This is a genomic window from Chlamydophila parapsittaci, assembly GCF_006385615.1.
GTDB lineage: Bacteria > Chlamydiota > Chlamydiia > Chlamydiales > Chlamydiaceae > Chlamydia > Chlamydia psittaci.
Genome location: NZ_CP041038.1, coordinates 333,058 through 356,604 on the forward strand (window position 1 = coordinate 333,058; position 23,547 = coordinate 356,604).

The following is a 23,547-nucleotide window of genomic DNA, read 5'->3' on the forward strand; positions in this document are numbered from 1 at the left end:
TGATATCTAGAAAGAAACGGAAGAAGAGGGATTCGAACCCCCGGACCCTTTCAGGTCTCCTGTTTTCAAGACAGGTGCATTAAACCGCTCTGCCATTCTTCCTTAAGAAAACTGCTGTAAAAACCTTAAGTCGTTCTCACAGAAAAGACGAATATCGGAAATACCATGTTTTAACATAGCTAACCTCTCGATACCCATGCCAACAGCATATCCTGTATAGATTTCAGGATCAACTCCGCTGTTACGCAAAACTTGAGGGTGTATCATACCAGCTCCAGCTACTTCTAGCCAACCAGTATGTTTACATAAGGAACACCCTGCTTGTCGACATTCACAAGAAACATCGACTTCTATGCCTGGTTCAACAAAAGGAAAGTAGCTGTGACGTAAACGCAACTCTATTTCCCTTTCAAAGAACGTATGGTAAAACTCCGTAAGCATCGCTGTCAAGTCAGAAAGTGTTACATGACGATCAAGATAAAAAGCCTCTACTTGATGGAAAATCACATGAGAGCGTGCTGAAATATCCTCGTTACGGAAACATAGACCTGGGGCAACGACTTTTATAGGGGGTTTCCCTTTTCGTAATTCTCTAACCTGGACGTTAGATGTATGTGTGCGTAATACTGTTTTAGCATCTAAGTAAAAAGTATCATGCATTTGTCTCGCGGGATGATCTTCCTCAAAATTCAGCAAAGAAAAGTTATTTTCTTCACTTTCGATGTTTGGAGCTTCGCGAACACAGAAACCGAGATGAACAAAGATATCCACAACATCGTCTAAAACTTTTTTCACGATGTGTTTCCCTCCAGGACAATGCGGTTCTCCTGGCAAGGTAATATCAATCTTTTCTCTTAAGAATCCCTCGGCTTCTTCTGCCAAAAGGATAGCGTTATTTTTATCACGGATTAGGTTTTCGATATAGGTCTTACAGTCATTTATGGAAGCACCCATTAGAGCCTTTTGGTCTGCAGGACACTCCCTTAACTTATCTGCAAAACAACGGAAAAGACCTTTCTTTCCTAGATAACGAACCTTTAGGTCAAAAAGATCTTTTGAAGAGTTAACTTGATTTAGTTCTGCACAAAATTGTTGCTTTGTAGCTTCAAGCTCCTCTTGAATCGCCATGAGATTTACTTCCTAAAGATTTGCCTCTAAAGCTTTTTTAGCTTGATTAGCCACTTCTGCAAAACCCGCAGGGTTATGAATAGCCATTTCTGATAGCATTTTTCTATTTAAATCGATTCCTGCGCACTTTAAGCCGTTAATTAAACGACTATAGGATAAACCGTTTATTCTAGAAGCGACGTTAAGACGAGCAATCCAAAGGCTACGGAAGTCACCTTTACGATCTTTTCTATGCATATAATTGAACGCCATAGCTCTCATTACTGAGGATCGGCTTTGACGAAAATGGCCTTTTCTATCTCCCCAAAAGCCTTTAGCTTGTTTTAATATACGCTTACGACGGCGCCTGGAAGCTACTGAACCTGTTGCTCTCACCATAATACAATTCCCTTACCTTTAAACAAGCATCATTCGCTTATACATACCTACCTGTCCCTTATCTACTAAAGGCTGCTTAGATAGGTTGCGTTTTTCCTGCGAAGATTTTTTCGATAATTTATGCCTCTTGCCTGGGCGAGTTCTCTTTAACTGGCCAGAACCTGTCAACTTAAAACGCGCCGCAACGGACTTATTGCTTTTCATCTTGGGCATTGATTTTGTCCTGCTTTTTCTTAGTTTTTACCGTTCCCGGAGCGACTACGCAAATTAAGGAACGGCCATTTAATTTTGGCTCAGATTCTATGAATCCTACGTCTTCAAGACCTTGACTCATCTTTTGTACAACTTTGTACCCATGTTCTGGATAGGCAAGTTCACGGCCTCGAAACATACACGTAATTTTTACTTTATTCCCTTTCTCAATAAAGCCTCGTGCTTGTTTTAGCTTTGTAGCAAAGTCATTGTCATCAATATTTGGCTTTAATTTGACTTCTTTAACACGGACTTGGTGTTGAGCTTTTTTAGAGTCTTTCTCTTTCTTGGTTAGATTATAGCGATATTTGCCATAATCCATAATTTTACATACAGGTGGCTCGCTGTTTGAAGCAACTTCCACAAGATCTAAATCGGACTCCCTGGCTAAGTCTAGAGCATCTTTGGTATTCAATATGCCCAATTGCTCACCAGCAGAACCTATAAGACGGACTTTAGGAGCTCGTATCTGTCTGTTAATTTTTAAATTTAATGCCACACTCTATCCCAGTTGCTCGTTAACACGATTCTTTAAATGATCAGAGGCTAGTACTTTGCCCTGGAGAAAACCTATAGAAACAATCTTCCCTTCATCTAGACAAAGAAAGATAGAATCTTAGAGAATCCTTAAAAGAAAAGCAATTGAAATCCCATTGCTCAATAGCTTGTTTGAGAACTTTTCATCTCCTAACATAGGCAAATCCCATCTTTTCAAAACTTGTTTTTACAATTCTCTAAATAGAAAATGGTTGAAAGTCATCCTGAGGTTTATGATTTTTTGTTGCATTTAAAACTTTATAAAATATAACCTTAGTACTTTCTCATTTCGCGTCTTTCTATACTAAGTGCCTAATTTAGCAAACTGAAAATGTATTTTTATAACTAATAAATCATTGTTGTTTTGGTGTCATAATGTCTACTCTGACTCCTGAAAGCTCCTTAGGGTCTTACGTCAAACTTCCTCGTCCTCTCCCCAAACAAAAAATGCGGGAGATCGTACTGCAAATGCTTTATGCCTTGGACATGGATCCTATGTCTGAAGAGAGCCTTGTTCCTCTCTTAATGTCAGAGACTGCCGTTACTCAAAAACACGCTTCTTCTGCCTTAAATTTTTCAAAAGAAATCCTTGCAAAGTCTTCTGAATTGGATTTATTAATTGCTCAAACAGTTAAAAATACCTCTTTTGAGAAGCTGACTTTGATGGAAAAAAACGTTTTGCGTTTAACATTATATGAGCACTTTCACGGGCAGCCTATCAATACCGCTATCTTGATTGCGGAAGCTACAAGGCTGGTCAAGAAGTTTAGCTATGTTGAAGCTTGCTCTTTTGTTCATGCAGTTTTAAATGATATTTTTCGTTTAGCTACGCCGATAGCACACCCTGATACTTCTCTAATGTGTTGTTAAACCTAATGTTATTTTAAACTTATCTGGAATTCTAAATGTGAAAGCATCTACTGCCATTCGTTTCCCCTTTTCAGTTCGCCGTAGTGTTTGGTTGAATAAGTATTCTACGTTTCGTATCGGAGGTCCTGCGAATTACTTTAAAGAAGTGCGTTCAGCTAGCGAAGCACAGCAAGTGATTCAGTTCTTACACAGTCACAACTATCCATTTATTATCGTCGGGAAAGGTTCGAATTGCTTATTCGATGACCGAGGGTTTGATGGTTTTGTTTTGTGTAATGGTATACAAGGAAAAGAATTTATCTCTGAAACTACTATCAAAGTCTATTCGGGAACTTCTTTTTCTTTTCTAGGGAAAACTCTTTCTTCTTCAGGATATTCAGGTTTAGAATTTGCAGTAGGTATTCCAGGATCAGTTGGTGGGGCTGTATTTATGAATGCTGGAATCGGCAGTCAAGACACTGCCTCTGTAATTGAAAGCGTGGAAGTCATTAATTCTCAAGGAGAAATCCTTTCGTATAATGCTGAAGAACTCGCATTTGGTTACCGGACATCGCGTTTTCAAGATTGCAATGAATTTATTCTTTCGGCAACTTTCCGCCTATCTAGAAATTCTTCATCCGCAAAAATTGCAAAAGACTTGCTTCGGAGTAGGTTACTTTCTCAACCCTACCAACAACCTTCTGCGGGATGCATTTTCCGTAATCCCCCAGGAAATTCCGCGGGAAAGCTCATCGATGAAGCTGGTTTAAAAGGCTTTTCTCTAGGAGGAGCACAAATATCTCCAAAGCACGCTAATTTCATTGTGAATACGGGCAGAGCAACATCTCAAGAAGTGAAACAGCTTATTCAAATGGTTCGAGACAAGTTACAATCACAAGGAATCAACTTAGAAGAAGAAGTGCGTATTATTCCTTACCAACTACCCTAAGAGAACGGAACACAAAAAGTCTTGGAGCCTTATATCTATTCATAATATAGAAAGAGCCCACTTCCCAAAGCTTAGGATCTAATGTACATGCCAGTCCCTCGACAGAACACATCTCATTTGCTCCCTCTGCATGACCTGGGTAGCATACTACGGTAACTACCCCTTGAGGAGCTACTAAGGTAAGTGCTTTTTGAATGCTCATGATAATTGTTTTTTCTAAAGTAGTAATACTCTTATCGCCATTAGGAAGGTAACCTAAATTATAATGAAATAGTTTAGCTCCTGACTCATTAATATGTTCATGAGACATCTCTTTAAATTCTATAATAGATTTTTCTTCATTAGACAAAGATTTAGAACACAAAAGAGAAGCCTTTGTTAAAGCTTCTCTTTGCACATCATAGGCTACCAGTTTCCCTTTTCCTTGCAGTATACGGGCTAAAATCAAGCAATCTTTACCGTTCCCACAAGTCGCATCCACAGCGGTATCTCCAGGAGTAAGAACATGTTGAAAGATTTCGTGAGATAACCGGACGACATTTCCTTGAAGCAATCCTATTCCTTTAAACATCAATAAGCCTATTGCAAAGATACTCTTTTCTCGATAACATTATACCCTAGTTTTTGGGGTATTAGCTCAGTTGGTTAGAGCGTCACGTTGACATCGTGAAGGTCAGCTGTTCAAGTCAGCTATATCCCAACTTTCTTTACAAATTCTGTGTAGAAAATTTCCTGTCCTTTAGATCTCCATAACCTTTCAAACCAAGAATCTCCGTAATTCTCCAGCATCTTACAATAATAAGGCTCTTCCAATTGAGGCAGTAAGCGTTGTTGCATAATCTTGATAGCCTGAAGAAGGTAATTTTTATCATCTGTAGCGAGAATGATAATTCCAGAGTCTACTAGAACCCTAACAATATCGTTCATAAACTCATCTTGAAATAAACGATGTTTACGATGACGAGACTTTGGCCATGGATCAGGAAAGTTAACAACAATACGTTGTATAACCTCATTCTGAATATAATGACGGAAAAAGGTTTGAGCTTCACCGCAAACAATCCTCAAGTTTCTCACTTGAGAATTATGCATTTTAGACCAGATTTTCCTTACCCGATCAAAGCGTTTTTCAACTGCTATCCAATTCATATTCGGGTTTTTGTTAGCTTGCGCAACTACCCAATCACCGTTCCCTGAACAAAGTTCACAGAAAATTGGGTGATTATTCCCGAAAAATTCTTCCCAACTAGGCATCTCAAACTGATCATGTTTGAAATAATGTTCAGGAATGTAAAGGACATCATCCTTGATTTGGGTTTTACGTTCTTCCCAAAAAAAAGGAGCTTTTAAATCTTGTGGTTTCATTTAGAAATAATAATAAGAGATTACAACTCAAGAAATTATAGAAGCTCTTTCGGTTTTCTTTAAGAGTTTTCTTTTCAAGAAAAAAAGAGAGAAAATACAATTTATATCAGAAAAAAAAACGACCTTTGGGAATCCCAAAAGTCGTCAAAGTACGTATATAATAATGATTTCAAAAAACTACCAACTTAAATTCGCAGCAGTCTGGTATTCTATTACACGAGTTTCAAAAAAGTTTTTCTCTTTATTAAGATCGATAGTTTCACTCATCCATGGGAAAGGATTCTTAGAATGATAAATAGGCTTCAAACCAATTCTTTCTAAACGACGATCAGCAATATGACGTACGTAGTCAATAAACATTGAAGCTTTTAATCCTAAAATCCCACGTGGCAAGCAATCACGAGCATATTCGATTTCCAAATCTACAGCCTTTTCAATAAGTGCGATAATTTCACTTTGAAGTTCTGGAGTCCATACCTCGGGGTTTTCTTCTTTAATTCCGTTGATAAGATCGATACCGAAATTCAAATGGATAGTCTCATCTCGTAAAATATACTGGTATTGCTCTCCGATTCCAGTCATCTTATTTTGACGATGGAAAGAAAGGATCATTACAAAACCACTATAGAAAAAGATCCCTTCCATAATGATGTAGTAGCCGACCAAGTTTTTAATAAACTGGCTCAATCCTTCTAACGAATTCGTAGAAAAATTAGGGTCTAAAACATCCCCAGTCAAGGTCATTTGGAAATCATCCTTAGCCCTAATCGTTGCGCGCTCGTTATAAGCATTGAAAACCTCTGCTTCATCTAGTCCCAAAGACTCACAAATGTAAAGAAACGTATGCGTATGCACAGCTTCTTCAAATGCTTGTCTCAATAAATATTGGCGTGCTTCAGGATTTGTAATGTGCTTAAAAATAGCCAAAACAATGTTATTCCCTACTAAACTTTCTGCTGTACTGAAAAACCCAAGGTTTAAAAGAATAACTCGACGTTCATCTTCGGAAAGATTGTTTGATTTCCACAATTCGATATCGCGAGCCATTGGGACTTCTGTTGGTAGCCAGTTATTCGCGCATCCATTTAAATAGTGTTCCCAAGCCCATTTATACTTAATAGGGACTAACTGATTCACATCCACCTGATTACAATTAACCAAGCGCTTGCTATTTAATTGGACGCGTTTTGATTTACCTTCTAAAATATCTGCTTCCATTGTTTCCATCCTTCTCTTTTATATTACTGGCAAGATTCGCAACCTTCTTCGAAAGAACAGACGGGTGTTTTCTTAGCTCTGTCTACGACTATACTTGTAGAAGCAGACTTGTTTTTCATCCATCTAGGCTGAATTCCTCGTTTATTGATATCAATAAACGATTTTTCTACAGAGGTGGCTGCTAAGGACCTTAAGTAATACGTAGTTTTCAGTCCTTTTTTCCATGCTGTGAGATACATAGCAGAAAGTTTTTTACCGTTAGGTTCCGATAAATATAAATTGAGGGATTGACCCATGTCTACCCATTTTTGTCTTCTAGAAGCACATTCAATTAACCATTCAGGCTCAATTTCAAAGGCTGTAAGGAAGATCTTTTTCAAATCATCAGGAATCCGTTCTATTTCCAATAAAGAGCCGTCAAAGTACTTCAAATCATCTAACATATCGTCATCCCATATTCCTAATTCCTTGAGCTTATTGATCAAATAGACATTGGGAATTGTAAACTCTCCAGAAAGATTGGATTTCACAAACAGGTGCTTATATGTTGGTTCTATGGATTGAGTGACCCCGATAATATTGGATATAGTTGCTGTTGGAGCAATTGCCATAGTATGACTGTTTCTCATTCCATAAGACTTGATTGCTTCACGCACAGGAGTCCAATCCTTACGACATGATGTATCCATCAAAACATTTTGTTCTCCGCGGTATTCTTTCAATAACTCTATGGTATCTAGTGGGAGATAACCTCGATCCCATTTAGAACCTTTGTAAGAGCTATATGTTCCGCGTTCTTTAGCTAATAAACTTGAAGATAGTATGGCATAATATGCAACCAGCTCTGAACTCTTATCAGCAAACTCTACAGCTTCTGGAGATGCATAGCTAATATTCAGTTTATAAAGGGCATCTTGGAAACCCATAATTCCTAAACCAACAGCCCTATGAGATAAGTTAGCGTTAGCCGCTTCTTGAGTTGGATAAAAGTTAAGATCTATGACGTTATCTAAGATACGAATAGCTATTGATATCGTTTCCCCAAGTTTCTTTTCATTGATATCACCATTTTCAATATGTTCTACCAAGTTTACAGAACCTAAGTTACAAACTGCTGTTTCATTCTCTGAGCAGTTTAACAAAATTTCTGTGCACAAGTTCGAACAACGTACAACACCAACATGATCCTGCACAGCACGAATATTAGAAGGATCTTTGAAGGTCATCCATGGATGTCCTGTTTCGTAGAGCATACTTAACATCTTACGCCACAAATCTGCAGCCGGTATCTTCTTATATAATTTGATTTCTCCTGTATCTATTTTGCTTTCGTATTCTTCATAAAGCTTATCAAATTCGATACCATAAGCCTCATGTAATCCAGGAACATCATCGGGACTAAATAGAGTCCACATACCCTGCTGCTCTAAACGCTTGAAAAATAAATCGGGAATCCAGCTTGCAGTATTGATATCATGAGTACGTCGACGCTCATCACCAGTATTCTTTCTTAACTCTAAGAAATCTTCGTAATCTAGATGCCATGTCTCTAGATATACGGACGTAGCGCCTTTGCGTTTACCTCCCTGATTCACAGCAATTGCTGTATCATTCGCTACTTTAATGAAAGGAATGACACCTTGGCTTTTTCCGTTAGTTCCTTTAATCAAAGAGCCTGTAGCACGTACTCCAGTCCAGTCATTACCGATACCTCCAGCCCATTTAGAAAGCATAGCATTATCTGATATGACTTTATAAATATGCGCGAGGTCATCCTGTACTGTAGACAAGTAGCAAGAACTTAATTGTGAATGACGCATTCCAGAGTTAAACAGGGTAGGTGTTGCTGGCGTATAACGGAATGTAGACAAGAGATTGTAGAAAGTAATGGCCCAGAAAGTTTTATCATCACCTTCGTTCAACGCAAGCCCCATGGAAACACGCATCCAAAAAATTTGAGCTGTTTCTACTCTAAGCCCTTCATGTTGATTGAAATAACGATCATAAAGATTTTGTACTCCCATATAAGAGAACTTTTGGTCTCTAGATATATCTAAAGCTTCGGCCAAAGCATCAAGGTCATACTCTTTCAAACGAGGATTTAACCGATACGTTTCTCCATTAAGAATATAGTTTTTAAAACATTGCTTTTGCGCTTCAGCAAGATCAGAATCCGTTGCGGTTTTCCCCATGGTCTCTTGATAGACCACATCCATGAGCAGCTCGGCTGCTACATATGCGTAATCAGGCTCTTTTTCAATATTGGCTCGCGCTGCCATAATGCAGGCCAAAGCAATTTCTGATTCTTTAATTCCAGAATAGAAATTGGCAAATGCCATATCAGCAAGCACGTGGGGATCTGTTGTTTCAGGGAATCTTTGACACGCCCAAATAAATTTATCAATTAGCTGAGATTTATTTATCGAATATGTAGTTCCGTCACTTTTAACGACATCATATACTTCTTCAACAGGATCTTTCTGAGCATCTATCTGTTGCTTGTTTTCACGAATTCTAGAACGTGCTTCTCTATACAAAATATAATTTTTAGCTACGTCATAATGGCCAACTACCATTAATTGTTTTTCAACAATATCTTGTATGACTTCTATATCAATAGTTTTTTCTGGAGAACAAACGCCTAAGATTTCTTCTACTATTTTATTCGTCAGCCCATTGATCTCAGAAAGAATCTCTTGAATAGAAACATCTGTGATTTTCTGTGTGGCCCTAAAAGCTTTTTCTAAGGCTGCTGAAATCTTCATGGGATTGAATTTTACAGTACTTCCATCCCTACGTATGACAGAAACACAATGCCAAGACCCTTCTCGTTGTTCCTTGTGCTGGTCTCTGTAGATAATATAATCTCTAGCGACATCTTGCAAACCATTCACATACAACTGGTTCTCTACCATATCCTGAATACGTTCAACAGTAACAACCTGACCTTCTCTAATTTTTTGAACGGCTTCATTTACAACTCTATGAGTGATATCGGAAATAGCATTTTCTAAATCTTTGGGTAAGGGAGAATCATTTTCCAGACTACGTGTATCACGAAAAGCAGCTTCCAAAGCTTGGAAAATCCGTTCCTGATTAAAGGGAACAAACATGCCATTACGTTTTACAATAGTATAATGTTTCTCTTTTACCTCGACCATATATCATCCCCTAAAATCTGTATTTTCGATTCAAAATAAGTATTTCTAAGCAATAACGGAATTCGACTAAACACTTAGGAAAATCCCAGAAGATCTCTCATAGTTGAACATCAAAAAACTTAGAGAAAAGTCTCCCTTTCCTAGAAGACGTTTCTTCTAGAAAACCCAATATGTAGTGAAACATTATGCACTTGTATACCATATATAGGAATAGACAACGTTTCGTGCAATTGAAAAGTACGATCATTCTCTGGAAAAAAATATCCTTCTGAGGAACATTTTTTAACTTAGATATACGATGATCTTTTTGGCAAAAACTTGTTGATTTTTGATGAATATATTATGCTTAGACCTGTAACGAACTTCCGGAATTCTCATGGCAGAATTGGAACCAGAAATCCGAGGCAAGCGTCGAGTCGTGACTCCGAACGCTATCACAGCCTTCGGTCTCTGTTGTGGACTTTTTATTATTTTTAAGAGTGTTTTAAAGACATCATCTTCTGTAGAACTCTTGCATCGTTTACAGGGGCTTTCGCTTTTGTTAATTAGTGCAATGATTGCAGATTTTTCTGATGGTGCTATTGCTCGCATTATGAAAGCTGAAAGTGCTTTCGGAGCACAATTTGATTCTCTTTCTGATGCGGTCACATTCGGTATAGCTCCTCCACTCATTGCAATTAAGAGTCTTGATGGTGTGTACGCTGGAGGATTTTTTTCTTCTCTGCTTTTAGTCACTTCTATAATTTACTCCTTGTGTGGAGTGTTACGGCTAGTCCGTTATAATTTATTCTCTAAAAAACCGAACGAAACAACACGGCTTCCATGCTTTATCGGTTTGCCGATTCCTGCTGCTGCTGCATGTGTTGTCTCTTTAGCTTTATTCATAGCCTCTGACTTTGGTACAGTACTTCCGGTACAAGTGCGTGTTACTTTGATTTCTTTAGGTCTACTATTTATTGGAAGTTTGATGATCTCCCCTTGGAAATTCCCAGGGCTCAAAAACCTACGTTTTAAAGTTTCTTCTTTTTTACTTGTCGTTACTACTGGCTTAGTCGCATGTTTGTTTTTCCTAGGTCTTGTTGATCATTTTACCGAAGTATTTTTCTTAGTTTCTTGGTTATATGTTTTGGTAGCGTTCCCTATTTTTGCGATCACATATCAGAGAAAGACAAAACGGTTATGATAGACTTTTCAATAACACATCTTCTTGTTGCTTGCCTTGGCCTCGGCTTAGGGATTTCTTTATCTTCTTATTATTATCGCAAGAGAGAATCTTCGCATTCCGAAGCAAGAAGAAATTTGGAGCATGAAAATGAACTCCTTAAAAGTTCTTTAGAGTTATCACGTCGTCAAGAACAACTGATGGAGGATTTCAGCAATAAACTTGCTGTTTCTTCACAATCTCTTATTAAAGAGATGAAAGAAGAAACAAAGAGCTACTTCTCTGAGAAATCTAAAACTATTGAATCTATATTAACTCCTGTTCAGGCTACGCTGACTGCTTTTAAGCAAAACTTAGAAACTTTCGAGACTAAGCATGCTGAAGATCGTGGTTCCTTAAAAGAACAAATTTCCCAGCTTCTTGCTGCGGAAAAAAAACTTGAAAAAGAAGCTCAAGCTTTGACGGATATCTTAAAACATCCAGGATCACGAGGCCGTTGGGGAGAGATTCAGTTAGAAAGAATCTTAGAGCTTTCAGGTATGCTTAAATATTGCGATTATGAAACACAAGCTACCGATACTGAAGGTTCAGTACGAGCTGATATGGTCATCCGTCTCCCTCACGAACGCTGTTTGATCATCGATTCCAAGGCTCCATTTTCAGAAACATATTTGTCTGGGGATACTTCTGATAAATCTGACTTGGTAGGGAAAATCAAGGATCATATCAAAACACTAAAATCAAAAAGCTACTGGGAAAAATTTCATTACTCCCCAGAATTTGTCATTCTTTTCCTTCCTGGCGAGAGTATTTTTAATGATGCTCTACGTATTGCTCCTGAACTTATCGATATCGCAGCCACTTCTAATGTCATTCTATCGGGACCTTTAACACTACTCGCTTTATTAAAAACTGTTGCTCATACATGGAAACAGGAAAACTTAAGAGCACAGATCCAGGAAATAGGACAATTAGGAAAAGAGTTACACCATCGTTTACATGTGGTCTTTAACTATTTCCACAAGATTGGGAAAAATCTTAACAATACTGTGCAAAGCTATAATGATATGTCGTCTAGCTTGCAGCATAGGATATTACCAACACTACGGAAATTCGAAGATTTAGAGATAACATCTTCTCTACACAGAGTAGAGGATCCATCTCCTATCCATAATCCTGCAATATCTTTTCTTCCAGGCTGCGAAGAAGATGACATCGCTTCAGAAGATCGCTTATTCCAAGAAGATAAGCTGTAATACCTATAAAGCTGATTTTATCGATAACTCTTGATCAAATCGGCTAGCGTTATCTTGTAGCATGTCTTTCCCAGCAAAGGAAATGAATGTGGCTTTATCTTTGTGATCCTGTAGGTACTTCTTCATAACAGAACAGATATGTTCTTTAGTTACAGCTAAGACAGCTCTACGGAATGCTTGCCGTAAAGCAGGAATTCTTCCACATCGTAATCTATAATATCCTGTAGAAGCACGAGTGCCTGGAGCAATTGGAGCATCTAAATTTTGGATAACGCCAAGAACTCCTTCATGAATATCATCATTCGAGAAATTTCCTTTAGCGACTTCCTCGATACCATAGAGGAATGCCTGATGGGAATCAAAAATTTCAGGATCGCGATAACTGTAACAATAAAATGCTCCCCTACCAAGATTCACTGCTGCTCCTGATCCATAGGCTCCACCTTGTTCACGAATTTTTGTATGCAACACGGTGTTATCAAGAATTTCTGCAGCTACGGTAAGGGCAGCAGCATCAGGATGATCATAAGGCAAATCTCCTATAGGGAAAGCTAGAGCATTAAAGGCTGCACGAGCAGGAATATACAAACCCTGTGATCCTAGGACCATATCTATAGAAGGATTTACCCAAGGTTCGCACGATTGACCTTCGACATCTAAAATCCCATAGAAATTATTCTCATATAAGTGTTGATAATTTGCCTTGCTGCCACTAAGAACGAGTTGACGCTTACCAAAGAAACACTTTTTATATAAGGATTGTAAAATACCGACGACATTGTCTATTTCCTTATCAAAATTATTCGTAAGATCACGAATTTTATCTACGTAAGGCAGGCCTGAAGCTAAATAAGACATCGTTGCGGTTATAGATTTATCCATGCAAGCCATGCTGACAGCATAACTCATAGGGCTATTGCGCACACTATTTGTCAATGCCTCGTTATGCTGCATGAGTAATTCCTTGATTCTTGCTACGTCTGTAAAATCAATACTGAGGAGAGTATCTCCCATAACTTGAAACAACTTATCAGCTTTCGATATCAAAGCTTTCCCACGCACACCTATTGATGGTGATAACACAGTGTTGTTATTAGCATGTGGAGAGAACTCATAGGAAACATCGACACCTCCTGTATGCTCTAGGAGAAATTCCAGCTGCTCTTTATAAGATCTTCCTCCACAACCTAACTGTAACATTAGGAAAACAAGCAGACGTAACCAGGGCAGTTCTTCAACAGACAAAGGAGGAAGATCCATTACCAATTCTGCGAAGATCAAGTCATTGGTAAAGCAATCATGATGGAGAACTTCCCCACGAGATACATTCTCCTTAACAAGGGGAAATTCTTTTCCTGAATTTGGTACCTTATCTAAAGAAAAGTTTGGGAGAATCTTATCTAAATTTTCATTCTGAGATTGATATTCTTCCAAAATTTTAGAAGTTAGACGAATTTTTTCAATATCTTCAGGAGAAAGCTTCTGTTGAATCTCTTTAAGAAGAGCTTGCTCTTCTTGATTTTCTATAGCAATCAAATCAGAATCAGGAAGAAGTATCACACGAGCAAAGTGGGGATTATCTAGAAAATACTTCCTGATAAGTTTTGGAAGATAATCTGGTTGTTTGAGCTTTTCTCGAAGATCAGCAAATAAGCTGTGAATTCTTAATCCATCTTCAGCATGCCCTCCATGCTGTCGCAACAATCCTGAACGGAAAAATAAAGATAAGCCATACGGAAGGGAATACCCTGTGATTTCTTTTCTTGCCAATTCTAGTTGATGTACAGCAGCTTCAACCAAATGATTCGGGATACCTTCTCTGATGATCTCTTCTAAACAAGCAAAAATCCATGATTCTAATTTTTGAGCTCCTCCATGAGAACATCCTTTACACACGATGGTGATAGGAATCTCTCGAATCTCACTATCAATTCCCATATCGGCTTGTTTACAAAAACCTGATTTTAACAAGCGAGATTTCAAAGGAGCCGCGTCGGTACCCATTAAAACAACATCAAGAACATGCAAAGCCAATAATTCTTGTTGGTCTAATATAGAACATGTCAACCACGATAAACCAAAAAGAACCTTGTCTTCATCTTGTGTATCCGAAGGATATTTAAGGATATTCCTTACAGGTTCTTTAAATCTTTTTTGCAGAGGAACAGTAACTGTTTGTTTTTCTAGCTTCCCTACATGACGTAATAGCTTTTCCTCGAGAAAATCCAAATGTCTAGAAGGTTTAATATTTCCATAAAAATAAAATAAGCAACGTCCAAGAGTGTACTGGCTCTGATGAAACGCTATAACACTTTCATGAGATAGGGTAAGAATTTCCTTAGGTTCGCCTCCAGAATTTACACCATAGGTAACCGAAGGGAATAAAGCCGCATTTAATGCCTCTGACAACCGAGATTCTCCTGACATCATCGCGCCTTTCATCTCATTAAAAACCACACCGGTATAAGTTAGGGCATTTTCAGGATTGAGTTCATATCTCCATCCTTCTTGTAAAAAGCTATTTTCAGTCAGTAAAGGATGGAAAACGGCATCTATATATACGCTGAGTAAATTATAAAAATCTTCTGGGATTTGTGATGCCGCAGGATAACAGGTAAAATCTGCACCTGTAAAGGCATTCATAAACGTATTTAAACTACGTCGTGTCATGGAGAAAAAAGGATCTCGCACTGGATAATTATTGGAACCGCAAAGCACCATGTGCTCTAAAACGTGAGCCACTCCATTAGAAGTTGACGGGCAAGTCCTGAAGCAAATATTGAAAACATTTTCATCATCGTTATTAACGATCATCATAATAGAAACGCCCGAAGGTTTATGTTCCACCTCGAGTAATTTGCTTTCTATCTCAGGGAGATCTTGACTTAACTTAACGACGAAATTTCTATATGTATCTCCAGCTTTCATACTCTATCCAAATCCCTAATGTGACACATCAGGTGTTCTCCATCTTTTTTTAATTTTATAGAGTTAATTACACTATAATGTTCTTGCTTTTCAGCAAAACCAAGTTAAGTTACCTTGGGTATTATTTTCAATAACTCCTGGGGGAAGTTATGAACAATGATCTCAATTATTTTGAAAGTCATTATCAAAAATTACTCAAGGAATTTTCAGATTTTCTTCACTTTCGTTCTATATCTGCAGATCCTAGTTGTCTATCCAACTGTGAAAGCTGCGCTGCTTTCTTAGTTGACAATCTTAAAGATGTATTCTCAATAGAATTATGGGAAAAACCGGGCCACCCTCCTATAATTTATGCTACTTACCGTGAAGCAGGTTCAACAGCCCCCACCCTACTTCTCTACAATCATTACGATGTACAACCCGCGGATATGGCAGATGGATGGTTAGCCGATCCTTTTACAATGAGAAAAAAAGGAGAACATCTGATTGCTCGAGGAGCTTCCGATAATAAAGGGCAGTGTTTCTATACCTGGAAGGCTCTTGAACACTATTATCAATCCAGAAAAGGGTTCCCGGCAAACATTACCTGGATCATTGAGGGAGAAGAAGAAAGCGACAGCCCTGCATTAAAGGCTTTTCTTGAAGAGAAGAAAGAGCAATTACAAGCTGATTATTTCCTAATTGTTGACGGGGGTTTTTCTTCTGCAAAAGCTCCTGCTGTTAGTATAGGCGCTCGAGGTTTAGCAATTATGAAAATCACCTTAGAAGAAGGCCAGAAAGATATGCACTCAGGCATTTTTGGTGGTATTGCCTATAACGTAAATAGGGCTTTAGCAGAAATGCTGGCATCACTACACCACAAGGATAATTCTATCGCTGTAGAAGGTTTTTATGATGACGTTGTTCTTCCTGAAGAGAGTGAGCGCAGTGACAATCCGAAAAGCAATCTTTTAAAAGATGGGGAAAAAAGTTTAGGATTTCGTCCTACTCTATATTCTCCAGCAACAACTGTAGAAGAAGCTTTGAGTATTTATCCTACTTTAGATATCAATGGTATCTCTGGAGGTTATACAGGACCGGGATTTAAAACAGTCATTCCTTATAAAGCGACTGCTTATCTTTCTTGCAGGTTAGTTCCTAAACAGGATCCTCAGAAAACAGTAAAGCAAGTTATCCAGCATTTAGAAAAACTCGTTCCCCCTACATTGAAATTCTCTTATGAGATCTTTGAGGGTTCTCCGGGATGGAGAAGTTCTCCCAATTTACCCATTGTTTTAGCTTTACAAGAGATTTACTCCCAACTGTATCACCAGCCGTGTCTGAGAGTATTTATGGAAGCTACTATTCCTATAGCTTCATTATTAGGTGCCATCTCAAAAACAGAACCGATTATTTGCGGCACATCTTATGTAAGTGATGCCATTCATGCTGCAGAAGAAAACTTCTCCCTAGAGCAAATGCGCAACGGTTTCCTTTCTATTTGTCTTCTTTTAGATAAATTAGCAAAAGCACAAAAAAGCACTCTCTAAGAGAGTGCTTTCATTAAAATTGTGTAATGGAAAAACTTAGGCCTAGTCTTCTGGTTTTAATACTACGAAGCGAATTACCTCTCCTTGTGAAACCATTAGGAGGATGCTTTCATTATTTCCATCCTTTAAAACAGTATTCAGTTCTTCTACTGAAGAAACTTTTTGTCTATTGACGGCGAGGATAAGCTGTCCCGGAGCTATACCTGAAGAACTAGCGACAGAACCTGCTTCGACAGAAATAATCAGCACACCTTTACTATCAGGAGTCATTCCCAATTTCTTAGCAGTTTCTGGGTTGAGATTTTGCACTCGGATACCCACGCGATTTAAAGCAGAGACACCGTCGTCCTGAGGAGCTTGAGAAACTATAACAGGAATTTCCAAAACCTGTCCTTCACGAACTACTTTTAGTAATACTCTTGTATCAGGATTCATCAGGGAAATGGCATTGCGGAATGCACTAAGAGATTCTACTTCTCTACCATTGTAAGCAATGATTACATCTTCTTGCTTTAATCCTGCCTTATCTGCTGGTGACCCTTTAACGACATCTGTAATCAAAGCTCCATAAACTTTATCTAGTTTATAGCAAGCCGCCAATTCAGCATCTATAGGTTGTAGAGTAACTCCCAGGAACCCACGAATTACCTGACCGTCGCTAATCAATTGATCGATGATCTTCTTAGCCATTAAACTAGGGATAGCGAAACCAATACCGATGTAACCTCCACTACCGCTAACAATAGCCGTATTCACTCCAATTACCTTCCCATCGATATTAAGAAGAGGACCTCCAGAATTTCCGGGATTAATAGCTGCATCTGTCTGAATAAAATCTTCGAAATCGGCTATATGCAGCTGATTCCTTCCTTTAGCACTAATCACTCCTACGGTAACTGTAGCTTGTAAGCCGAAAGGATTCCCAATCGCTATTGCCCAATCCCCCACTTTCAAATTATCAGAATTTCCAAAGGTAAGATGTGGAAGCTTGTTCGCATTGATTTTAATCACTGCTAAATCAGTTTTAGGATCTAAACCGATAACCTTAGCAGGATATTTCTGACCGTCATGCAGGGTAACATGAATCTTTCCGGCATCTTCAACTACGTGATTGTTAGTGACGACATACCCATCTGGAGAAACTATAAATCCTGTACCACGAACAGCCTCTTTCGACATCGGACGCTCTTTTTGTGTGGGCAAACCGAAGAAACGATTGAAGAATTCATCATTGAAATAATCAAAAGGATTATCGTAAGGTCCCCTACGCCCAGGAACAGGATGCACAGGACGGTTACACTTAGGAAAGCTTTCGATATACACAACACCAGGTGTTGCTTGTTCAGCGACCTTAGAAAAACCTCCAGAAATCTCCTTCAGCAGCACTTCTTGAGGGACTTCTGCTATCCGCGAATCTTTTTTCACAGCAGCAAATCCTAAAGGAGAAAGCGTAGAAATACTTAAAAACATTGCTGTGGCTAATAATACATGTATTGGCTTCTTCGTCATACCTTTTTCCCTATAGGCTCTAGATTCTGTCTAGATCTCGTGCTCATGTTTGTGAAAGCTTATGAATTCTAATACTTTTTAAATAGACATTGTAAAGGACAGTGATTCACATGCCGCTTCGGATATAATCACGAAAAGCGGATTATATTGTAGCAAGATATTACTACAAAGAATTTTTATCTTAAGAACTTTCTGAAAGAGTTTATATCTTCTTATAAAGAATTTGAAAGCAAGAAGAAATACAGAGTCATATTCTCGACTTACAAACTTCTATATTCTTGCCAACTATAGAAATAGGTTGATTATTAAATAATTATAGCTGAAGTGCTTGTAAATTATAGAGAGCGTAATAAGGTTTCTACAGTTTCTCCAATTAAAGCTGGAGATTCAACAACACAAACTCCGGCTCTTCTCAAAGCTTCTTTCTTACTTTTAGCATCTCCAGAATTTCCAGAAATAATAGCTCCAGCGTGACCCATACGCTTTCCTTTAGGAGCGGTTTCCCCAGCAATAAACGCGATAACAGGTTTGGTACAGTAAGCTTGGATCCATTCGGCAGCTTCTTCTTCAGCGCTACCTCCTATTTCTCCAATCATCAATATGAGTTCTGTTTGAGGATCATTTTGAAATTCTTCTAGAACATCAATAAACGAAGTCCCGTTTAAAGGGTCTCCACCTATACCTATGCATAAGCTTTGTCCTATACTCCGTTGAGTGAGTTGCCAAACAGCTTCATAAGTTAATGTTCCTGATCTTGAAACGACACCTACACTCCCGGGAAGGTGGATATATCCTGGCATGATACCAATTTTACATACACCGGGCTTTATAATTCCTGGGCAATTAGGACCTATCAATCGGGAAGAGCTATATTGCATCACATGGCTCACTTCGAGCATATCTTTGACAGGGATACCTTCTGTAATGCAAACAATCAGCTCGATTCCTGCATCCTCAGCTTCAATTATCGCTTCTGCAGCATAAGCAGGAGGGACAAATATCATTGTTGCGCGACAATTCGTTGCTTGTTTTGCTTCTAATACAGAATCATATACAGGACGATTTAGATGTTTTGTCCCTCCTTTCCCAGGAGTGACTCCTCCTACGAAATTTGATCCATATGCAAGGCATTGCTCTGTATGAAACGAGCCGGCTTTTCCTGTGATTCCTTGAGTGATAATCGGGGTGTTTTTACTTAATGAGCAAAACATAGAGCTCCTTAACCTTATTTACTTAATGCTACAGCAAGCTGTGCGCCCGTATTTAAGGAATCGGTAAATTTACAGGGGATTCCTGAACGCTGTACAATTTCTTTGCCAAGTTCTACATTTGTTCCTTCTAAACGCACTACTGTAGGAATGAGATTTTCCCTAGTTTGCATCACAGCAACAAGTCCCGAGGCAACTGCAGAACAATCCATAATGCCACCGAAAATATTGATAAAAAGAACCTCTACATTTTCGTCTGATAGCACTAAAGATACGGCTTCCTGAATTTGTTGTTCCGTAGCGCTCCCGCCTACATCAAGGAAATTTGCTGCAGATCCTCCATGAATCTTAAGAATGTCTAATGTGCTCATAGCTAATCCGGCACCATTAACTAAGCACCCAATATTGCCATCTAGAGCAATGTAGGAAAGTCCTATCTGCTTAGCAAGTACATCACGAACATTTTCTTGAGAAGGGTCGTACAATACTTCAAGTTTTGGATGACGGTATAAGGCGTTATCATCAATAGTGACCTTAGCATCTAGTACAAGAAGATCTCCTTCTTGAGTAAGCACTAAAGGATTAATTTCCAGTAAAGAAGCGTCATTATCATAGAAACATTGAACAAGACTTTTAATCAGCTGTACGCCTTGTTTCCCTGTATCGCCTTCCCAACCCATAAATTTAATCAACTGTCTAAGTTGATAATTATATATACGAGCAAAAGGAGTCAGGGGTATAGTAAGCAATTGGTCAGGATATTTTTGAGCTACCTCTTCAATATCAACACCTCCGGCTCTCGATAACATAATCGCTGGGCAGCGATTTTTCCTATCCATGATTACTGCTAGGTAATACTCAGTAGCAATATTCACTAAGGGTGTGATCAGAACTTTCTCTACAGGTAAAGCTTCTCCAGAAGTTTGATTACTGGTAAAACGCATGCGTAACAATTTATCCACAGCTGCAAGAATCTCATCAGGAGATTTCGCAACAATGACACCACCGTTTTTCCCCCTACCTCCAGCATGTACTTGTACTTTAACCACACCTGCGCTGATTCCTAACTCATTGAGCGTATGTCTACCTTCTTCAACAGACGAGGCTACACGATAAGGAGGAATAGCTATATTATAAGAGGCTAAGAGGTCTTTAGCTTGGTATTCATGAAGGTGCATAAATAACCCTTTGAATTTTCCTCCTTATCTTGTATCATTCCTTTTACTTCAACTAACTTTGCTCTAATCCGTGTCCAAGTTCTTTAGTAGCAAGATTCAGTCTCTATTTAAAAAAACTCTCTCCCCCGATCTTTTAGAATTTACGGAAAGTTTGTTTTATGAAGCAGATTTTGGATCAGATCTTACTGAAGAGTTGTGTTCTCGTTTGCGCAAATGTCGTAAACCAGATGCGTCTACTGTTAAAGATCTAGTTTCCTCATTACTTCGTGAAACTCTAGACAACTTACCTCATGTAGAACCTTGTCAAGGACAAGCTCCTATGGTTTCTTTGATATTGGGAACAAATGGTTCGGGGAAAACCACAACTGTGGCTAAACTTGCCCACTACCACATGTCTCGATCAGAGAAAGTTATGATTGTTGCCACGGATACTTTCCGTAGTGCTGGCATGGATCAGATGCGTTGTTGGGCAGACAAATTAGGTTGTGGATTCGTATCAGGGAAGCCTGGCGGCGATCCTGCTGCTATTGCTTATGACGGCATTGCTTCTGCTATGTCTCGAGGTTACGACCGTGTACTTATTGATACTTCAGGTCGTTTGCACACGCATACCAACTTACTCAATGAATTATCAAAAATTGTTTCAGTATGTAATAAAATACACCCAGGGTCTCCGCACGAACGACTCATGACTATAGATGCGACTTTGGGAGGAAATGTTATTGAGCAGGTACGAGTTTTCCATGACGCCATTCCTCTATCGGGACTCATCCTAACCAAAGTTGATGGTTCTGCTAAAGGCGGGACATTATTTCGTGTGGCAAAACAATTAAAGATCCCTACAAAATTCGTCGGCTACGGCGAACTTATAGGGGACCTTGAAGAGTTTCATATAGATAGGTTCTTAGCAAAGCTTTTCCCTTAAAAGATATTTTAGTTTCTTTTTGAGGAAGAGAAAATTTGCAGAAGGTACCAAAATATCATAATCACATTGCAATACATCTTTAATGCCATGATTAAAGATAGCTTATAGCTTAAATCGCCATCATTGCCTACATTTTGAGCTGCTCTACGGATAGCTTGCGCGTCTACGACAGTTAATCCTACAAAAATGGCTAATCCTAAATAGCAAATTAATAGGTAGAACAGCGGCATATAAACAAATAAAGAAGCCACCCCGAATATAACGGAAACCAACATCAAACCAATCAGAGCAAACATCAAAATGCTACTCATCTGTGTGAGATCACTTTTAGTAAAAGCTCCATAAGCTGCCGACAAACCGAAAATCAAACCGGCGGATCCAAAAGCAGCCCAAACAATACCTCCACCATATTGTGCGGCATATACAGGAACTAAAGTTCCAAAAAACAAACCTTCCAAAGCGGAATATGCTAAGAAAAGTCCTATAACTGCAGGAACAGAAAGCTTATGAATCTTCGCGTTGATGTAGAACGATACTCCAAGAGTAGCGATGCACCAAACCCACCAGAACGAAAATAAACTTCTATACATTCCAGAAAAGTATAATCCTAATGATACAAAAGTCGTGACAGCAAGACCCGCAGTCATCCAACCATATACTCTGGATGTAAACGTTCCCGGCAAACGAGATTCCTGTGCATAATCGCGATCGTATAGTCCCATTTAACCTCCTATACTCACATATAATTTAAAATTAACAGACTTGCTATTATTTATTTAAAATTTATAATAAAGACTAGCTAAATTAATTACTATTACCAAGAGCATTAATAATAAAATAAACTTCCCTCCTGGGACTAAATGCTTTCCTTGGTAGTGTCTTTTCCCATAGCGCCCCTTCCAGACCATAAGTACAGGAAATACTCCTATAATTAAAGCCGCGCCTATACCTCCGGCATAATTGAGACATTTGAGAACAATCTCAGGGTAGCACATCGACCATGCTAGAGGGACAATAAAAGTTAAAAAGAAAATAGAGAAACCATGTTTTTTCTTGCTCCATTGAAAAGCGTCAACTAGGAAATCCATAACTCCTAAAGCTACACCTAAAAATGAAGAAACCAAAGCAAAGAAACCAAAGAATTCCCCTGCAACATAAAACATAGAACACTGTAATGAATTTTTCATAGCTTCTACAGCTGTGAATCCATTTTCCTGAGCTTTTATAAGAAAATCTAATGGGATAACTCCTAAAACCAGTCCTTCCCAAATTACATATAAGGTTAAGGGGATCAAACTCCCGATAACGATTGCTTTTTTTACATCTTTAACTTTTCTATCCATGTAGTAGTACAGCGAAGGGACTACACTTTGGAAACCAAAGGACAGGAAAAGGATGGATAATCCATCTAAGGAGCGCACCCAGGAACCACGTAAAAGTAGTCCGGGTTGCAATGCTAAAACACCTAAAATGCAAAATACTGCAAAAGCAACGGCTAATCCAAAAACAAAAAACCGGTTACAATAATCGATAACTTTTGTTCCCATCATTAAAGTAGGACAAATCAAAATTGCAAATGCCAAAGGAGCCCCATGACGTATCCAGGGAATATCCAATCCTTGACAGCCAAAAATACGAAATAAAATATTCCCTCCCTCACAAAAGTAAGCAATCAAGAGAGAGTAGAAGAGGAATAGATACACAAGCCACATCAAAATCTTCCCAATATCCCCTAGGGTATATTGTGCCATAGATAACATGTTGACCTGTTGCTTATCCTTACACCATGTCATAACTTCAAGAAGGCAAAGTCCAGACGCCATAGAAAACAGCCAGGAAAGAACATAAAGAAGAGTTGTAGGAAGAAATCCTGAATATGCTGTTAATACAGGAACTGCTAACACACCAGCACCTATGGCTGTCCCCGCAATAATAAGGGAACCACCCAAGACCTTGCTAGACATAGAAAAACCTTTAGAATTTTGTATTATACTTTAGAATTAATGATAATTGGA

The 23,547-nt window shown here is 38.6% G+C and carries 20 protein-coding genes and 2 tRNA genes; 7 read left to right on the forward strand and 15 right to left on the reverse strand.

The features are described from left to right. Positions 1 to 17: 17 nt before the first annotated feature. The 5 genes from FI836_RS01425 to infC all read right to left on the reverse strand — a co-directional run bounded on the left by FI836_RS01425 (position 18) and on the right by infC (position 2,257). Positions 18 to 102: transfer RNA gene (locus FI836_RS01425), tRNA-Ser, on the reverse strand. Beyond that, the gene (gene pheS / locus FI836_RS01430; protein ID WP_006343432.1) at positions 103 to 1,128 is read right to left on the reverse strand and encodes a phenylalanine--tRNA ligase subunit alpha; all 1,026 of its coding nucleotides are present in this window, start codon (positions 1,126 to 1,128) and stop codon (positions 103 to 105) included. A gap of 12 nt (positions 1,129 to 1,140) precedes the next feature. Continuing rightward, positions 1,141 to 1,506 (reverse strand): 50S ribosomal protein L20, encoded by a 366-nt coding sequence (gene rplT, locus FI836_RS01435; protein WP_006343433.1) that lies wholly within the window; start codon positions 1,504 to 1,506, stop codon positions 1,141 to 1,143. An 18-nt stretch (positions 1,507 to 1,524) separates the two neighbouring features. Continuing rightward, entirely contained in the window at positions 1,525 to 1,719 is a 195-nt protein-coding gene (rpmI, locus tag FI836_RS01440) for a 50S ribosomal protein L35 (RefSeq protein ID WP_011006725.1), read from the reverse strand. Further along, a complete protein-coding gene (gene infC, locus FI836_RS01445) occupies positions 1,697 to 2,257 on the reverse strand; it encodes a translation initiation factor IF-3 (protein ID WP_006343435.1) in 561 nt (186 codons plus the stop codon). Before infC ends, rpmI begins: the two co-directional genes overlap by 23 nt. Before the next feature lie 413 nt (positions 2,258 to 2,670). On the opposite strand from infC, the gene nusB reads away from it, so the two are divergent. After that, positions 2,671 to 3,165: a transcription antitermination factor NusB gene (nusB, locus tag FI836_RS01450; RefSeq protein WP_006343436.1), complete on the forward strand. Its 495-nt coding sequence runs from the start codon at positions 2,671 to 2,673 to the stop codon at positions 3,163 to 3,165. 37 nt (positions 3,166 to 3,202) lie between these two features. Beyond that, complete coding sequence (gene murB, locus FI836_RS01455; protein ID WP_014944365.1) at positions 3,203 to 4,093, forward strand: UDP-N-acetylmuramate dehydrogenase; 891 nt, start codon at positions 3,203 to 3,205, stop codon at positions 4,091 to 4,093. Here murB and FI836_RS01460 read toward each other — a convergent pair. After that, a complete protein-coding gene (locus FI836_RS01460) occupies positions 4,071 to 4,664 on the reverse strand; it encodes a class I SAM-dependent methyltransferase (RefSeq protein ID WP_014943962.1) in 594 nt (197 codons plus the stop codon). The genes murB and FI836_RS01460 overlap by 23 nt on opposite strands. A 55-nt stretch (positions 4,665 to 4,719) precedes the next feature. Here FI836_RS01460 and FI836_RS01465 point away from each other — a divergent pair. Further along, a tRNA-Val gene (locus FI836_RS01465) sits at positions 4,720 to 4,793 on the forward strand. Here the strand turns inward: FI836_RS01465 and trmB are convergent. The 3 genes from trmB to FI836_RS01480 all read right to left on the reverse strand — a co-directional run bounded on the left by trmB (position 4,784) and on the right by FI836_RS01480 (position 9,837). Next, the gene (gene trmB, locus FI836_RS01470) at positions 4,784 to 5,458 is read right to left on the reverse strand and encodes a tRNA (guanosine(46)-N7)-methyltransferase TrmB (protein ID WP_013462721.1); all 675 of its coding nucleotides are present in this window, start codon (positions 5,456 to 5,458) and stop codon (positions 4,784 to 4,786) included. The two genes, FI836_RS01465 and trmB, sit on opposite strands and share 10 nt — an antisense overlap. 177 nt (positions 5,459 to 5,635) lie before the next feature. Then, entirely contained in the window at positions 5,636 to 6,676 is a 1,041-nt protein-coding gene (locus FI836_RS01475) for a ribonucleotide-diphosphate reductase subunit beta (RefSeq protein ID WP_006343439.1), read from the reverse strand. Positions 6,677 to 6,699: 23 nt separating this feature from the next. Next, entirely contained in the window at positions 6,700 to 9,837 is a 3,138-nt protein-coding gene (locus tag FI836_RS01480) for a ribonucleoside-diphosphate reductase subunit alpha (protein ID WP_014943963.1), read from the reverse strand. 376 nt (positions 9,838 to 10,213) lie between these two features. Here FI836_RS01480 and FI836_RS01485 point away from each other — a divergent pair, with 376 nt between their 5' ends. Together FI836_RS01485 and rmuC are read left to right on the forward strand one after the other, a co-directional pair. After that, positions 10,214 to 11,020: a CDP-alcohol phosphatidyltransferase family protein gene (locus FI836_RS01485; protein ID WP_014943964.1), complete on the forward strand. Its 807-nt coding sequence runs from the start codon at positions 10,214 to 10,216 to the stop codon at positions 11,018 to 11,020. Beyond that, on the forward strand, positions 11,017 to 12,255 hold the full coding sequence (gene rmuC, locus FI836_RS01490) for a DNA recombination protein RmuC (protein ID WP_006343442.1): 1,239 nt from the start codon (positions 11,017 to 11,019) through the stop codon (positions 12,253 to 12,255). The genes FI836_RS01485 and rmuC overlap by 4 nt, the downstream gene beginning before the upstream one ends. A gap of 3 nt (positions 12,256 to 12,258) precedes the next feature. Here rmuC and FI836_RS01495 read toward each other — a convergent pair whose 3' ends face one another. Beyond that, on the reverse strand, positions 12,259 to 15,183 hold the full coding sequence (locus tag FI836_RS01495; RefSeq protein ID WP_014943965.1) for an insulinase family protein: 2,925 nt from the start codon (positions 15,181 to 15,183) through the stop codon (positions 12,259 to 12,261). A 149-nt stretch (positions 15,184 to 15,332) separates the two neighbouring features. Here FI836_RS01495 and FI836_RS01500 point away from each other — a divergent pair, with 149 nt between their 5' ends. Then, positions 15,333 to 16,712, forward strand: coding sequence for a M20/M25/M40 family metallo-hydrolase (locus tag FI836_RS01500; RefSeq protein WP_139934561.1), 1,380 nt, complete (start codon positions 15,333 to 15,335; stop codon positions 16,710 to 16,712). Positions 16,713 to 16,754: 42 nt separating this feature from the next. Here the strand turns inward: FI836_RS01500 and htrA are convergent, their stop codons facing one another. From htrA to sucC, 3 genes are all read right to left on the reverse strand, one after another. After that, entirely contained in the window at positions 16,755 to 18,221 is a 1,467-nt protein-coding gene (gene htrA, locus FI836_RS01505; RefSeq protein ID WP_006343445.1) for a serine protease HtrA, read from the reverse strand. A 335-nt stretch (positions 18,222 to 18,556) separates the two neighbouring features. Further along, the gene (gene sucD / locus FI836_RS01510; protein ID WP_006343446.1) at positions 18,557 to 19,432 is read right to left on the reverse strand and encodes a succinate--CoA ligase subunit alpha; all 876 of its coding nucleotides are present in this window, start codon (positions 19,430 to 19,432) and stop codon (positions 18,557 to 18,559) included. A 14-nt stretch (positions 19,433 to 19,446) separates the two neighbouring features. Next, positions 19,447 to 20,607, reverse strand: coding sequence for an ADP-forming succinate--CoA ligase subunit beta (sucC, locus tag FI836_RS01515; protein ID WP_014943968.1), 1,161 nt, complete (start codon positions 20,605 to 20,607; stop codon positions 19,447 to 19,449). Positions 20,608 to 20,677: 70 nt separating this feature from the next. On the opposite strand from sucC, the gene ftsY reads away from it, so the two are divergent. Next, positions 20,678 to 21,532, forward strand: coding sequence for a signal recognition particle-docking protein FtsY (gene ftsY, locus FI836_RS01520; protein ID WP_014943969.1), 855 nt, complete (start codon positions 20,678 to 20,680; stop codon positions 21,530 to 21,532). Positions 21,533 to 21,540: 8 nt separating this feature from the next. On the opposite strand, the gene FI836_RS01525 is transcribed toward ftsY, so the two are convergent. Together FI836_RS01525 and FI836_RS01530 are read right to left on the reverse strand one after the other, a co-directional pair. Further along, the gene (locus tag FI836_RS01525) at positions 21,541 to 22,254 is read right to left on the reverse strand and encodes a Bax inhibitor-1/YccA family protein (protein WP_139934562.1); all 714 of its coding nucleotides are present in this window, start codon (positions 22,252 to 22,254) and stop codon (positions 21,541 to 21,543) included. A 54-nt stretch (positions 22,255 to 22,308) separates the two neighbouring features. Beyond that, complete coding sequence (locus tag FI836_RS01530; protein ID WP_006343450.1) at positions 22,309 to 23,496, reverse strand: aromatic amino acid transport family protein; 1,188 nt, start codon at positions 23,494 to 23,496, stop codon at positions 22,309 to 22,311. Positions 23,497 to 23,547: the final 51 nt, after the last annotated feature.